Below are 13,720 nucleotides of genomic sequence, written 5' to 3'. Positions count from 1 at the left end.
ATCGACGGGTGAACCCCGGTGTCCACTTCTCGCCACATCGCATTTTTCCCACCGCACCGGCACATTTCCAGCCTTGACGGATCGCCGATTCCGGCATTGTTCGCGAACTTCACCGGCCCGTTCAGGACTCCGCGCGGGGCAGCGTCGAGCGGAACGTGCGCTCCCCCGGCCCCAGCTCGAACACCCCGTGCCCGTCGCGGACCTGGTCCGCTCCGGCGGTGCGGCCGGGCACGTGCACCTCGGCGGTGGTGTTCGGCGGGATCCGCACGGCGAGGGTGAACTCGCGCCCGTCGCGGTACCAGCGGGATTCGACCCGGCCCGCGGGGGTCGTGTGGTGGCCCTCGACCCGGCGCAGGTCGCCCACCACCTTGGGCCGGATGCGCAGCCGCCGGAAGCCGGTGGAGCCCGGCGCCTGGTCGAGGCCGGCGAGTCCGGTGTGGAACCACTCGTCGAGCTGGGTCAGGATCATGTGGTTCAGCGAGTTGCGCAGGTCCCACTGCTCCGGAACCGTGCTGAGCCCGCCCGGGTTCGCCGGGGTGTCCCGGAAGAACTCGCCGTAGCCCGCGTCCTGGTGCAGCGCCTCCCACAGCAGCTCGTCGCGGTCGGCGTCGCGCAGCACCCGCACCACCGGCCCGAGCCCGAGGTGCCCGGCGCGCAGCAGCGGGCCGCCGGACGCGCGGACGCGTTCGACCAGCGCGGCCAACACCCGCGGGCGTTCCGACACGGGCACGATCCCGGCGTCCAGCGGCATCGCCTGCGCCGCCTGCGTCGCGCCCCGCTCGGTCCCGTCGCCGCTGTAGCAGCCGAGGTCGGGCAGGTAGAACCGCTCGTGGAAGGCGCGGGCGATGTCCTCGGCCAGCGCGCCGTACTCGCGCGCGTCCGCGGGGTTCCCCAGCGCCGCGGCCACGTCCGCCATGGCGCGGGCGGTGGCGTGGTAGCCCCAGGTGCCGGTGAGCTCGCCCGCGGTCTCCTCCGCCGCCACCCAGTCGCCGAGCTCGCCGACGACCAGGTGCCGGTGCGCCTTGCGGCGCCGCAGGTAGTCCAGGTAGGCCGTCATGGCCGGGTAGTGCCGCGCCATCGTCTCGGCGTCGGCGTAGAGCCGGTGCAGCAGCCACGGCACCAGCACGATCGCGTTGCCCCAGTTGACCTCGTCGCCGAACCGGTCCCGGTAGCCCCAGTCGTAGACGGGCGCCTTCAGCGCCACGTTGCCCACGTCGGGCCCGCGCCCGGACTGCCCTTCGGCGAGGTGCCGCTGCATCGTCGGCAGGTAGGCCGCGAGGTCGAAGTGCCGGGACAGCACGCCCATCGGGTGCGTGTAGTCGGCGCCGTAGGCCAGCTTCTCCCGGCCGGGGCAGTCGGTGAGCACCGACATCAGGTTCGAGGCGACGGAGAAGTGCGCCATCCGGTGCAACCGGTCCACCCGCTCGTCGGAGGTGCGCACCGACCCGGCGCGCGGCGCGTCGGCCCGCAGTTGCAGCCCGACGACCTCGGGACGCACCTCGGGCGGCGCGGTGACCTCCACGAAGCGCATCGCGAAGTACTGGAAGGAGGGCTGCCAGGTCTCCCCACCGGGCAGGCCCGCGGCGGTGTAGGTGTGCAGCACGTCGGTGCCGCGCCGGTCGTTGCGCACGGAGGTCTGGTCGACGGAACCGTCGGGGACCAGCGACTCGCCGGGCCGCAGCGTCACCTCGGTGCCCGCCGGGACTTCGGGCAGCCGCAGCCGCGGCCAGCCCGCGAGGTTCTGCCCCAGGTCGAACACCCGGCGTCCCGGTTCGAGCTCGCGCACCCGCACCGGCCGCCACTCGCGCACGACCCGCACCGGCTGCGCCCGGCGCCACACGAGTTCGGTGCCGCCGTTCGGCGGCGTGGTGCGGATCGCGTCGACCCACCCGGTCGGCTCGCCGTCGCGGCGGGTCGCGGCCGCGGTGTGGTCGGCGCCGGGCTCGTCCCAGCCGGGTTGGGCGCGGCGGGCGTCGTGGTCGGTGCCGGAGAACCAGTTGTCGGTGATCGCGGGCCCCAGCGCGGTGCGCCAGTCCGGTCTGCTGACGATGTCGCGCCGCCCGTCGGGCCCGGTCAGCTCCAGGCGGGCGATCAGCCGCGGGGACACCGCGGCGCCGGCGGTCGGTTCCCACTGCGCCACCGGGTCGCCGGAGCCTTCGACGGGTGCGCCCGCGGGGTGCCGGTGCTCCAGCGGCGGGGTGATGATCAGCCCGTGCTCGTCGGCGGCGACGACCTGCCTGCTCTCCCAACGATCGCGGGTGCCGATGGTGACGGTCCCGCCGATGGGGTGGCCACCCGGGTCCGGGACGCGGATGCGGTCGGCGCCGGGGTGCGCGGGAACCAGCAGCTCGCCGCGCGCCGGTTCGGTGCTGGTCCACCACGAGTAGGGGTCGCGCGCGCCGCCGCGGGTGCCGTACCGGTGCACGTGCGCGGTGCCGTGGCCGAGCGCCACGCCGAGCACGTTCTCCCCTGGCAGCAGGAGTTCCCGCACGTCGTGCACCCGGTGCTCGGCGGAGCGCTGGTAGTTCGAGTTCCCGGGGGCCAGCACCTCGTCGGTCACCGGCCGCCCGTTGAGGGTCGCCGCGTGCACGCCCAGCCCGCACAGGTGCAGCCGGGCGGCGCTGATCGGCCCGCACGTGGTGAACGCCTTCGCGAAGATCGGCAGCGGATCGCCGGGCCCGCGGTCCGGGTGCGCGATCCAGCTCGCCGTTCCCCAGTCGCGGCGGGTGAGCAGCCCGAGCTCCCACTCGCAGCGCTCGCTCCACGGGGACCAGCGCTCGTGCTCGTCGCGGACCCGCACCCGCCAGCGCAACCGCTGCCGCGCGGCGGGTTCCGGACCGCCGCAGCGCACCCGCGCGCGCCCGGACTCGACCACGCCGCTGTCCCACCAGGTCCGGCCGTCCGGATCGGTGACCTCGACCTGGAAGGCGGTCTGCAGGCCGCCGGGTTCCGCGTCCTCCGCGGCGAACCCCCAGCTGAGCACCGGGTGCCGCTCGTCGACGCCGAGCAGCGGCCCGGTGCGGCCGTCGACGCGGAGGCGTTCCGGGCGGATTCCGGTCATCGGCTGCTCCAGCGCGGTCGTAGGCCGCTCTCGTTCTACGCACCGCGGCACCGGCCGTCAACAGTCCACAGTGGACGGCTGCCCGAGGTGGCGCGGCCGCCTATCCTCGGTGCGTCGGCCGGACGACGGCCGCGGAGAGGACCGCATGACCAGCACCGACGGCAATCCCACCGCCACCATCCCGCTGGCGAGCCGCACCGGCCGGTGGATCATCGCGGGCACCATCCTCGGCTCGGGCGTGGCGTTCCTGGACGGGTCGGTGGTGAACGTGGCGCTGCCCGCCATCGGCCGGGACACCGGCGGCGGGTTCGCGGTGCTGCAGTGGGTGCTGGACGCGTACCTGCTCACGCTGAGCGCGTTGCTGCTGCTCGGCGGGGCGCTCGGCGACCGCTACGGGCGGCGGCGGGTGTTCCAGATCGGGCTCGTGGTGTTCACCCTCGCCTCCCTCGGCTGCGGGCTCGCGCCGACCGGGGAGCTGCTGATCGTGGCACGGCTGCTGCAGGGCGTCGGCGGGGCGCTGCTCGTGCCGGGCAGCCTCGCGCTGATCAACTCCACCATCCGGTCCGAGGACCGCGGCCGGGCGGTGGGCACCTGGGCCGGCCTGACCGGGGTGTCCTCCGCGCTCGGGCCGTTCATCGGCGGGTGGCTGGTGGACGCGGCGTCCTGGCGCTGGGTGTTCTTCATCAACGTGCCGCTGGCCGCGCTCGCCCTGCACGTCACCGCCCGGCACGTGCCGGAGACCCGCAGCGGGCGGCCCGGCTCGCCCGACCTCGCCGGGGCCGCCACGATCACGCTCGGCCTGGCCGGGGCGATCTACGCGCTGATCGAGCTGCCCGCGCGCGGCTGGAACCCGGTCACCATCGCCGCGCTGGTCGTCGGGGTCGCCGGGCTGGTCGCGTTCCCGCTGCTCGAACACCGCGGGCGGAACCCGATCCTGCCGCTGAACCTGTTCGCCTCCCGTCAGTTCACCGGGGCGAACCTCACCACGTTCACCGTGTACGCGGCGCTCAGCGGCGCGCTGTTCCTGCTGTCGTTGCAGCTGCAGCAGACCCTCGGCTACTCGGCGCTTCGCGCCGGGGTGGCGACGCTGCCGATCACGGTGATCATGCTGCTGATCTCCGGGCGGATGGGTGCGCTGGCGCAGCGCACCGGGCCGCGGTTGCCGATGACGATCGGGCCGTTCGGGTGCGCGGCCGGCCTGGCGCTGCTGACCTGGGCCCAGCCGGGCTCGACCTACCTCACCGGGGTGCTGCCCGGGGTGCTCGTGTTCGGGCTGGGCCTGTCGGTGACCGTGGCGCCGCTGACCTCGGCGGTGCTCGCCTCGGTGACCGCCGATCGTGCCGGGGTGGCCTCCGGGGTGAACAACGCGATCTCCCGCCTCGCCGGGCTGGTCGCGGTGGCGGTGCTGCCGCTGGTCGCGGGGATGACCGGGCCCGGGGACACCGTCGCCGACGGGTTCGGGTTCGCCATGCTGGTCTCGGCCGGGGCGTGCGCGCTCGGCGGCGTGCTGTTCTGGTGCACGATCGGCGGCCGCCGCCTCGCGGTCGAACCGATGCCGCTGCCCGGGGTGCAGCAGGCCTGCCAGGACCCGTGCACCTGCACCGACGCCCACCGCTGACCCGCCCCGCCCGACCTGCTCGGCCGGGCGGGCGCCGGAAGGTCAGCTGACCCGGTCGAAGGTCCACTGGTGCGGTGGTCGCGCGACCAGGTGCGGCGGCGGGGTCGGCAGCCGCGGCGGGTCCGCGTCGTGGTGCGCGATGAGCACGACGCGGTCCTCGGCCGAGCGGTACAGCTCGACCGGACCGCAGCAGGGCACCGCGTGCTCCCGGACCCACGCCAGCAGCTCCGGCTGCACGCCCGGCGCGGCCCGCACCTCCCACATCAGCGCCCGCCCGCTCACGGCGCACTCCGCAGCGGCGGAACGGCGGGCATCTCGGTCGCCGCTTCGACGTCCCGGCGGGTCATCCGGAACGCCTCCGGGTAGGACTCGCGGCGGGTGCGGCGCTCCGGTTCGGTGCTGCGCCAGAAGTAGTGGCAGCACTCGCAGCGGCGCACCTCCCACACCCCGGCGACCGGCGACACGGCCTGCACCGTCACCTCGGTCGCGGCACAACGCGGGCACATCGCGCTCTCCTCTCGTCGTCGGTTCAGTTCTCGCGCAGCAGGGCGCGCAGCTTCTCCACCCAGCGCCCGGTCTCGGGCAGGTCCCGCACCGGCTGGCCGTAGTGCCCGCGCGCGTCCGGTGCCACCGGCGTCGTCGCGTCGATCACCAGCTTGTCGCTGATGCCCGCGGGCTGGGACCCGGGATCGAGGCCCACCACCGACATGTTCGGCAGCACCACCAGGTCCCCGGCCGGGTTGACCTTCGTGGACAGCGCCCACATCACCTGCGGCAGGTCGAACGGGTCCACGTCCTCGTCGACGACGATCACGACCTTGGTGTAGCCGAGGCCGTGCGGCGTCGTCATCGCCCGCAGCCCCACCGCGCGGGCGAAACCGCCGTAACGCTTCTTGGTGGACACGATCGCCAGCAGCCCGTGGGTGTACATCGCGTTCACCGCCTGCACCTCCGGGAACTCCGCGCGCAGCTGCTGGTACAGCGGCACGCAGGTGGCCGGGCCGATCAGGTAGTCGATCTCGGTCCACGGCTTGCCCAGGTACAGCGATTCGAAGATCGGGTCGGTGCGGAAGGAGATGCGGTCGATGCGCACCACCGGCATGTTCCGGCCGCCGGAGTAGTGCCCGGTGAACTCGCCGAACGGCCCTTCGACCTCGCGGCGCCGCCCGACGACCACGCCTTCGAGCAGCACCTCGCAGCCCCACGGCACGTCGAACCCGGTCAGCGGCCCGGTGGCGATCGGCGCCGGCGCCCCGCGCAGCGCGCCCGCCATCTCGTACTCGGACTGCTCGTAGCCGAGCGGGGTGCCGCCGACGATGGTGATCATCGGGTCGTTGCCGAGCGCGATCGCGACCGGCAGGTCCTCGCCGCGCTCCTCGGCCTTGCCCAGGTGCAGCGCGATGTCGTGCATCGGCACCGGTTGCAGGCCGAGTTCGTTCCGGCCCTTGACCTCCATCCGGTAGACGCCGACGTTCTGCTTGGCGAAATTCTCCGGATCGTCCGGGTCGCGGGAGACGACGGCGGCCTTGTCCAGGTAGAACCCGCCGTCGCCGTCGTTGAGCCGGAACAGCGGCAGCACCTCGAACAGGTCGACCTCGGCGCCTTCGCGGGAGTTCGCCAGGAACGGCGGGTCGGCGCGGCGCTCGGGGGCGACCGGGAAGTCCTCCCAGCGCCGGATGAACTCCTGCACCTGCTCGCGGGTGGAGGTCTCCGGCGGCATCCCCATCGCGATGGCGTGGTTGGGCCAGGACCCGTGCGCGTTGAGCACGATGCGCGGGTCGGTGAACCCGGTGACGTCGTCGAACCGCAGCGCGGGCGCGCCCTCGCCGAGCCGGGACACGGCGTTGGCGGCGGCGCCGAGGTCCGGTTCCGGATCGACCTGTTCGGTGATCCGCAGCAGCTGTCCCGCCTCGTCGAGCGCGTCCAGGTAGGACCGCAGGTCGTCGTGGGCCACTTCTCCTCCTTCACTGGTCATCGGTCGGCCGATGCGTCCCGGGCCGCGCGGAGACCGCCCCAGCGGGGGGTGTCCGGGGCGGGCAGGTCGAACTGGTCGAGGACCCGCATCACGACGTGGTCGAGCAGGTCGGTCACCGACTGCGGTTGGTCGTAGAAGGCGGGCATCGGCGGGACCAGCACGGCGCCCATCCGGGAGAGCGCGAGCATGTTCTCCAGGTGGATCTCGCTCAGCGGCGTCTCCCGCGGGACGAGCACGAGCTTGCGCCGCTCCTTGAGCACCACGTCGGCGGCACGTCCGATGAGCCCGTCGGCGTAGCCGGTGCGGATGCCGGCGAGGGTCTTCATGCTGCACGGCACGACGATCATGCCGTCGGTGCGGAACGAGCCGGACGAGATGGACGCGCCCTGTTCGGCGGGCCCGTGCACCACGTCGGCGAGCTCGGCGACCTCGCGGGTGCTGCGGCCGGTTTCGAGCTCGACGGTGGTGCGGGCCCAGCGGCTCAGCACCAGGTGCGTCTCGACCTCGGGCAGGCCGCGCAGCGCTTCGAGCAGGCGCACGCCCAGCGGCGCCCCGGTGGCTCCGGTCATCCCGACGATCAGGCGCACCGCCACCCGCCTCCTTTAGTTCGTAGACGAACGTTCGTACACATACTACCACCGCTGCGGCCGCGGTCACCGCGGCGACGGCTCCGGCCCCACCGCCCGAACCGATCTCGTAGGATGCGAGCCCACCGGACCGGCAAGAGGAGTGCGTCGTGCAGCTGGAAAGCGCCGTCTTCCACCTGATGCGCCGGGTCCTGCAGGACCACGGCGCCCGCTGGCAGGCGCGATCCCCGCAGCTGACCAAGCCGCAGTACGCCGCGCTCACCGCCATCGACGAGGCCCCCGGCATCGAACAGGCCGCGCTGGGCAGGCGCGCCGCGATCGACAAGGCGACGCTCGCCGCGATGCTCGCCCGCCTCGAACAGCGCGGGCTCGTCGCGCGCACCGTCGACCGCTACGACCGCAGGCGCCGCGTGCTGGAGCTGACCGACGAGGGCAGGCGGGTGCTGCGCGAGACCACCGCGCTCGCCGACGAGATCAACAGCACCGCGCTGGACCGGCTCAGCGCCGAGGAATCGGACCGGCTCCGGCAGCTGCTCACCAAGCTCGCCGCCGACGAGACCGGCGAACTCGCCCCGCCCCCGGAAACCCCCGGCACCTGACCGAGAACGACTCGCCACCACCGCGGCGTTCGGTCACACTCAGGTCACGCTCGACCCCGCGCCGACGGCACGCGGCCCGGCACCGGCGAGCACCGGCACGTCCGCCACGGGCACGGCCGCACCCCGCGGCCGCCGCCCCGGCGACCCGGCCCGCGTTCGGCCCGCAGCCCCGGCGGCACCCGGCCGAGACCGCGCCGGGAACGGGCGGCTCCCGCACCGACGCCCCGCCGAAGCACCTCGGCGGGCCCGCCGCACACCGATGGATCAGCGATGTCCGAAGCCTCCTCCCACGACCCGGTCACCGACCGGCTGCAAGAGGTGGCCTCCACGTTGGGCGACCTCCGCCTCGACGAACTGCTCGGCGAGCTGCAGGAGCGGCTGGCCAGGGTGATCAGCACCCGGGATCGGATGCAGGACCTGCTGGACGCGGTCCTCGCGATCGGCACCGAGCTGGAGCTCGACACCACCCTGCACCGCATCGTCACCGCCGCCACCGAGCTGGTGCAGGCCCGCTACGGCGCGCTGGGCGTGCTCGGGCCGGACGGCGAGTTCACCCAGTTCGTGCACGTCGGCATCGACGAGGCCACCGTCGCCCGGATGGGGCCGACGCCGCGGGGCCGCGGGCTGCTCGGGCAGCTCACCCGGGATCCGCGCCCGCTGCGGCTGCGCGACCTGACCCAGCACCCGGCATCGATCGGCTTCCCGCAGCACCACCCGCCGATGCGCGGCTTCCTCGCCATCCCCATCCGGGTGCGCGACGAGGTGTTCGGCAACCTGTACCTCACCGAGAAGCTCGACGGCGGCGAGTTCGGCCAGGACGACGAGGTGGTGCTGCGCGCCCTGGCCGCGGCCGCCGGGGTCACCATCGAGAACGCGCGGCTGTTCGACCAGGCGCGGCTGCGGCACCGCTGGTTGCAGGCCTCCAGCGAGATCACCACCGAACTGCTGTCCGGTGTCAGCACCGCCGACGGGCTGCGGCTCATCGCGCAGCGCGCCATGGAGATCTCCCGCGCCGACTGCGCGCTGATCGTGCTGGCCCGCCAGGGCGCCGCCACCGGCCAGGCGCGGGTCGAGGCCGTCGCCGGGGAGGCGGACATCGAGGTGGGCATCCCGGTGAGCACCGACGGCCCGGTGCTGGCCAGCCTCACCGGCGACACCCCGGTGCTGGAGTCGGACGTGTCCGCGTCCCCGGTCAGCGGCCTCAACCACGTGCTGCCCGGCTACGGCCCGGCGCTGGCGGTGCCGCTGCACTCGGGCGAGGCCGGCGCGGGCGCGGTGATCGCGTTGCGCCGCAAGGAGAGCAGGCCGTTCGGTCCGGGGCAGGTGCCGCTGCTGGCGTCCTTCGCCGACCAGACGGCGATCGCGCTGGAGCTGGCGGCGAAGAACCGCGCGCAGCGGCAGCTCGACGTGTTCGGCGAGCGCGACCGCATCGCCCGCGACCTGCACGACCACGTGATCCAGCGGCTGTTCGCGACCGGGCTGAGCCTGCAGGGCACGCTGCGCCGCGCCACCGATTCGGACGTGCGGCGGCGGGTGCAGCAGTCGGTGCAGCAGCTCGACGACACGGTGCGCGAGATCCGCACCGCCATCTTCGACCTGCACTCCTCGCCCGGCGCGGACGACCCGGTGAGCCTGCGCCGCCGGTTGCTGGACACCGTCGCCGACGCCAGCAGCGGCGCCGGGTTCGCCCCGGCGGTGCGGATGTCCGGTGCGATCGACACCGCGGTGCCCGCCGGCCACTTCGAGCACGCGGAGGCGGTGGTGCGGGAGGCGGTCGCGAACGCGCTGCGCCACGGCGGGGCCACCGCGATCACGGTGTCGGTGGACACCGGCGCGGAGCTGACCATCGAGGTGGTCGACAACGGCTGCGGGGCGGCCGGCGGAGCTCCCGGCAACGGGTTGCGCAACCTCCGCGCCCGCGCCGAACAGCTCGCCGGCACCCTCGAACTCACCACCCCCGAGGACGGCGGCACCCGCCTCACCTGGCGAGCCCCCCTCCCCCACGACGAACCCGCCTGACCGGAAGCGCCCGTCGGGCGCCGGGCCGTGCACCCCGGAGGTCAACCAGAGGAAGGACGAGAGCGGAGTTCGGTGGCCAGGACCGCTGCCTGGGTGCGGCGTTGCATCCCGAGCTTCGAGAGCAGCTGCGAGACGTAGTTCTTCACCGTCTTCTCGGCGAGGAACATCCGCTCGGCGATCTGCCGGTTGGTCATCCCGGCGCCGATCAGCTCCAGCACGGCCCGCTCCTGCTCGGTGAGCCGCCGCAGCGGGTCCTCCCGGGAATGCTTGCGCCGCTGCCGTTCGAGCACGGCGGAGGTGGTGGCCGCGTCGAGCAGCGAGCGCCCGGCGGCGACCTGCCGGATCGCGGAGCGCAGGTCGGAGCCGAGGACCTGCTTGAGCACGTACCCGGACGCCCCGGCCATGATCGCGTCCAGCAGCGCTTCGTCGTCGGAGAACGAGGTGAGCACCAGGCAGCGCACCCCGGGCAGCAGGGAGAGCAGTTCGCGGCACAGCTCGATGCCGTTGCCGTCGGGCAGCCGCACGTCGAGCACCGCCACGTCGGGCCGGGCCGGTGGCAGCCGCACCAGGGCCTCCTGCACGGTGCCGACCTCGGCGACGATGGTGAAGTCGTCCTCGTCCTCCAGGAGGTCGGCGATCCCGCGGCGCACCACCTCGTGGTCGTCGACGAGGGCGATGCGGGTCGCGCCGCCCGCGTCGGGGCCGGTGCCCGCCTCGTCCGGTTGTGCCATCTCGCAGCCCCCGCTTCCGCCCGCGGCGTGCGGGCGCGCCAGAAACCGTCGTTCCCAGGCTAAGGGCGGTGCGGCGGGCGGCGCAGGACCGGCGGCGGTGCCCGCTGATCCGGACTCCGGCGGTGGCGGTCGTGCCGATCCGGTGTCGTCCTGGCGCCGCACGCCGAGTGTCCCCAGCTGTTCTCACCTGTTCGACGGTACGAACCGGATACGGCGGGTCACACGGTCGAAGGTCCCGCGCCCGGCCGGATGACCACGATCCGGAAATGTTCCGCGGCGGCGGCGCGCTGTGGTGTCATCGGTGCTGATCATCGTCGTGGGCCGCGGGGCCACGGCGCGCGGCGAGCGGGGAAGGACGGCGGGATGCGGCGAGGACGGCGGGGTCACCCGTGCGAGCCGGACGCGAGCAGGCTGGGACCGTGGTTCTGCCCGGAGTGCGGCCAGGAGTGGGAGATCCACGGCGTGGCGGGCGGCAGGCCGAAGGTCCGGCGGGTCAGCCGGGTCGCGAAGTTCGTCGCCACCTGGCTCGGCGGCTGACGCGCGGCGCGACCCGCCCGGTGGCGCCGGGCGGCCCCCCCGCACCGGATCACGTGTACCAGGTCGGTTCCGGGATCTCGCCGAGCAGCGCGTAGCGGCCCACCTCGACCCGCTTGTACGCGATCGGGTCGTGCAGCGTGTGGGTGCGCAGGTTGCGCCAGAAGATGTCCAGGCCCGCGGAGTTCGAGGTCGCCCGCGCCCCGGTCACCTCGTAGATCCGGGTGGCGATCTCCAGCCCGGTCTGCACGATCCGCTCCTTGGCGGCGGCGATGAGCACGGCGGCCTGCCCGCGCTGCGCGGCGGTCACCGAGTCCCGTTCGGCGTGCAGCAACCCGTCGATGCGCTGCCCGGCGCGGTCCACGAGCGCCTCCGCGGCCCACAGCTTCGCCTGCAGATCGCCGTAGGTGTCGAGGACGTAGAACTCCTCGGTGGCGCTGTCCTTGTCGTCCCCGCCGTAGGGCCACGGCCGGGTCTTCTCCCGGGTGTAGGCGGTCGCGGCGTCCAGGGCGCCCTGCGCGATGCCGAGGTAGAAGTTGGTGAACACCAGCTGGATGGTGGGCGTGTTCAGCGTGTTGTAGACCAGCGGCTGGAACCGCTTGTCCACGTAGCCCGCCGCCGACTCCCACGGCACCCGCACGCCGCGGATCTCGACGCTGCCGGATTCGGTGAGCCGCTGACCGAGGTTGTCCCAGTCGTCGCCGTAGACGATGGCCTCCTGGTCGGAGGGCACGATGGCGAAGATGTGGTCGTCGGTGCCGTCGAGGACGCCCTCCAGCACGGTGAGGTCGGAGACCTTGCTGCCGGTGGAGAAGGACTTCCGCCCGGTGTAGACGATCTCGTCGCCCTCGTCGGTGATGACCACGTCGGAGTCGCGCGGGTTCACCGCCCCGCCGAAGAACAGGTCGTTCTCGGTGTAGAGCTGCTCGACGGCGTCGATCTGCGCGTCGGTGCCGACCAGCCGCACCGCCCACGCCCACAGGTAGTGGTAGCCGAGCAGCTGGCCGATGGACCCGTCGCCCTTGGCGACCTCGCGGATTACCCGGTAGGCGGTGTCCCAGCGCTGACCGCCCCCGCCGTGCTCGACGGGCCCGAGCAGCCGGACCAGGCCGGATTCCTTGAGCAGCCGGACTTCGGCGTGCGGGGTGGCGCCGGCGCGGTCGCGCTCGACGGCGTCGACGGCCAGCAGCGCGGCCACGTCGCGGGCGCGTTCGAGCCAGCCCTCGGGGGTGTCGGGTCGTCGTTCCCAGCGGGTGGTGGTCGGTTCGGTGGTGCTCACAGCGGTTCTCCTCGGGTTGCGGTGGTGCGGGTGGTCACCGGGTGGCGCCGATGGGGTCGCCGGTGCGGTCGAGGTCCGCTTCGAGTTCGCGGACGATGGGCAGCACGTGGGTGCCGAAGTGCTCGACGTCTTCGAGGTAGTGCAGGAATCCGAGCAGGATCAGGTCCGCGCCGCGCTTCTTGTACTCGATGATGCGGTGCGCGATCTGCTCCGGAGTGCCGATGAGGCCGGTGCGGAAGCCGTCGTTGTACTGGACGAGGTCGGCGAATTCGGAGTCCGCCCACATGCCCTTGCCGTCCGATGTGGACTTCCCGGCCTGCTGCACGGACTTGCGGAACCCTTCGACGGCGTCCACATCGGCCTTGTCCACGATCTCCTTGAGCACGGCCTTCGCCTCGGCCTCGGTGTCGCGGGCGATGTGGAAGCCGTTGAGGCCGAAGCGGACGGTGCGGCCGTGGGCGGCGGCCTGGGCGCGGACGTCGGCGACCTGCTCGCTGAACCCGTCGAAGTCCTTGCCGTTGCTGAAGTACCAGTCCGACACCCGCCCGGCGAGGGTGCGCGCCGCGGACGAGTTGCCGCCCTGGAAGATCTCCGGGTGCGGGCGCCCGGGCACCTCGAACGGTTGCGGGCGCAGGCTGAAGTCGCGGATGCGGTAGAAGTCGCCGGCCAGCTCGAAGTTCGGCTGCGTCCACAGCCCGCGCAGCACGCGGATGAACTCCTCGGTGCGCCGGTAGCGCTCGTCGTGCTCCAGCCAGGGTTCGCCGAGGCCGGTGAACTCCTCCTTGAACCAGCCGCTGACGATGTTCACCGCGAACCGGCCCTGGGACAGGATGTCGGCGGTGATGCCGAACTTCGCGAGGATCGCCGGGTGCCACAGGCCGGGGTGGGCGGCGACGATGAGCTTGAGCCGCTCGGTGGCCAGCAGCAGGCCGAGGCTGAACGCGGCCGGGTCGTGCTGCTGCGCGGCGCCGTAGCTGGAGGCGTAGCGGACCTGGCTGAGCGCGTACTCGAACCCGCTGCGCTCGGCGAGCACCGCGAGTTCCTTGTTGTACTCGAACCCGAAATCGGTGCGCTGTTCGATGGTGCTGGTGACCAGGCCGCCGCTGACGTTGGGCACCCAGTAGGCGAACTTCAGCAGCGCGGCGGGGATGTCGGTGGACACGGTCGTCTCCCGTGGACAGGTCGTGGCCGGGGGGGGGGGGGGCCGCCCCCCCCGCCCCCCCCCCCCGCGGGCGGGGCGGCCTCAGTTGTGATCACCCCCGGATCGCGGGGAGTCCCCGGCCCGGGTTCACATCGCCTGGAAGGCGAAGATCAGAC

Annotated in this window: 12 protein-coding genes; 4 read left to right on the top strand and 8 right to left on the bottom strand. The window is 73.5% G+C overall.

Annotated features, from left to right (window positions below):
- Window positions 1–121: 121 nt before the first annotated feature.
- On the bottom strand, window positions 122–3,061 hold the full coding sequence (locus LCD33_RS20875) for an alpha-L-rhamnosidase (RefSeq protein WP_224978174.1): 2,940 nt from the start codon (window positions 3,059–3,061) through the stop codon (window positions 122–124).
- Between the two features lie 145 nt (window positions 3,062–3,206).
- On the opposite strand from LCD33_RS20875, the gene LCD33_RS20870 reads away from it, so the two are divergent.
- Entirely contained in the window at window positions 3,207–4,679 is a 1,473-nt protein-coding gene (locus LCD33_RS20870) for an MFS transporter (protein ID WP_224978173.1), read from the top strand.
- 42 nt (window positions 4,680–4,721) lie between these two features.
- On the opposite strand, the gene LCD33_RS20865 is transcribed toward LCD33_RS20870, so the two are convergent.
- The 4 genes from LCD33_RS20865 to LCD33_RS20850 are packed head-to-tail and all read right to left on the bottom strand — an operon-like array spanning window position 4,722 to window position 7,241.
- Complete coding sequence (locus tag LCD33_RS20865) at window positions 4,722–4,961, bottom strand: hypothetical protein (protein WP_224958712.1); 240 nt, start codon at window positions 4,959–4,961, stop codon at window positions 4,722–4,724.
- The gene (locus LCD33_RS20860; RefSeq protein WP_224958710.1) at window positions 4,958–5,185 is read right to left on the bottom strand and encodes a non-oxidative hydroxyarylic acid decarboxylases subunit D; all 228 of its coding nucleotides are present in this window, start codon (window positions 5,183–5,185) and stop codon (window positions 4,958–4,960) included. Before LCD33_RS20860 ends, LCD33_RS20865 begins: the two co-directional genes overlap by 4 nt.
- 23 nt (window positions 5,186–5,208) lie before the next feature.
- Window positions 5,209–6,633 (bottom strand): non-oxidative hydroxyarylic acid decarboxylases subunit C, encoded by a 1,425-nt coding sequence (locus LCD33_RS20855; protein WP_224958708.1) that lies wholly within the window; start codon window positions 6,631–6,633, stop codon window positions 5,209–5,211.
- 17 nt (window positions 6,634–6,650) lie between these two features.
- Window positions 6,651–7,241, bottom strand: coding sequence for a non-oxidative hydroxyarylic acid decarboxylases subunit B (locus LCD33_RS20850; protein ID WP_224978180.1), 591 nt, complete (start codon window positions 7,239–7,241; stop codon window positions 6,651–6,653).
- Between the two features lie 149 nt (window positions 7,242–7,390).
- Between LCD33_RS20850 and LCD33_RS20845 the strand changes: the two genes are divergently transcribed.
- On the top strand, window positions 7,391–7,840 hold the full coding sequence (locus LCD33_RS20845) for a MarR family winged helix-turn-helix transcriptional regulator (RefSeq protein ID WP_224967825.1): 450 nt from the start codon (window positions 7,391–7,393) through the stop codon (window positions 7,838–7,840).
- Between the two features lie 270 nt (window positions 7,841–8,110).
- Window positions 8,111–9,859 carry a GAF domain-containing sensor histidine kinase gene (locus LCD33_RS20840; RefSeq protein WP_224958705.1) on the top strand — a complete coding sequence of 583 codons (1,749 nt, stop codon included), beginning with the start codon at window positions 8,111–8,113 and terminating at the stop codon, window positions 9,857–9,859.
- A gap of 41 nt (window positions 9,860–9,900) precedes the next feature.
- Here LCD33_RS20840 and LCD33_RS20835 read toward each other — a convergent pair whose 3' ends face one another.
- Window positions 9,901–10,590, bottom strand: coding sequence for a response regulator transcription factor (locus LCD33_RS20835; RefSeq protein ID WP_224967823.1), 690 nt, complete (start codon window positions 10,588–10,590; stop codon window positions 9,901–9,903).
- A 363-nt stretch (window positions 10,591–10,953) separates the two neighbouring features.
- Here LCD33_RS20835 and LCD33_RS20830 point away from each other — a divergent pair, with 363 nt between their 5' ends.
- Window positions 10,954–11,127 carry a hypothetical protein gene (locus LCD33_RS20830; protein WP_224967821.1) on the top strand — a complete coding sequence of 58 codons (174 nt, stop codon included), beginning with the start codon at window positions 10,954–10,956 and terminating at the stop codon, window positions 11,125–11,127.
- A gap of 49 nt (window positions 11,128–11,176) precedes the next feature.
- On the opposite strand, the gene LCD33_RS20825 is transcribed toward LCD33_RS20830, so the two are convergent.
- Together LCD33_RS20825 and sfnG are read right to left on the bottom strand one after the other, a co-directional pair.
- On the bottom strand, window positions 11,177–12,403 hold the full coding sequence (locus LCD33_RS20825) for an acyl-CoA dehydrogenase family protein (RefSeq protein WP_224958703.1): 1,227 nt from the start codon (window positions 12,401–12,403) through the stop codon (window positions 11,177–11,179).
- Between the two features lie 34 nt (window positions 12,404–12,437).
- Complete coding sequence (sfnG, locus tag LCD33_RS20820) at window positions 12,438–13,565, bottom strand: dimethylsulfone monooxygenase SfnG (RefSeq protein WP_224978172.1); 1,128 nt, start codon at window positions 13,563–13,565, stop codon at window positions 12,438–12,440.
- Window positions 13,566–13,720: the final 155 nt, after the last annotated feature.

Origin of the sequence: Saccharopolyspora sp. 7B, from assembly GCF_020177435.1 — a bacterium.
Taxonomy (GTDB): Bacteria; Actinomycetota; Actinomycetes; order Mycobacteriales; family Pseudonocardiaceae; genus Saccharopolyspora_C; species Saccharopolyspora_C gregorii.
This window is presented reverse-complemented; position numbering and strand designations above follow the sequence as displayed.

Bases quoted from the DNA above. Each gene is read 5' to 3' on its own strand.
- LCD33_RS20875 (WP_224978174.1), bottom strand. From the start codon at position 3,061: ATGACCGGAATCCGCCCGGAACGCCTCCGCGTCGACGGCCGCACCGGG.
- LCD33_RS20870 (WP_224978173.1), top strand. From the start codon at position 3,207: ATGACCAGCACCGACGGCAATCCCACCGCCACCATCCCGCTGGCGAGC.
- LCD33_RS20860 (WP_224958710.1), bottom strand. From the start codon at position 5,185: ATGTGCCCGCGTTGTGCCGCGACCGAGGTGACGGTGCAGGCCGTGTCG.
- LCD33_RS20840 (WP_224958705.1), top strand. From the start codon at position 8,111: ATGTCCGAAGCCTCCTCCCACGACCCGGTCACCGACCGGCTGCAAGAG.
- LCD33_RS20835 (WP_224967823.1), bottom strand. From the start codon at position 10,590: ATGGCACAACCGGACGAGGCGGGCACCGGCCCCGACGCGGGCGGCGCG.
- LCD33_RS20830 (WP_224967821.1), top strand. From the start codon at position 10,954: ATGCGGCGAGGACGGCGGGGTCACCCGTGCGAGCCGGACGCGAGCAGG.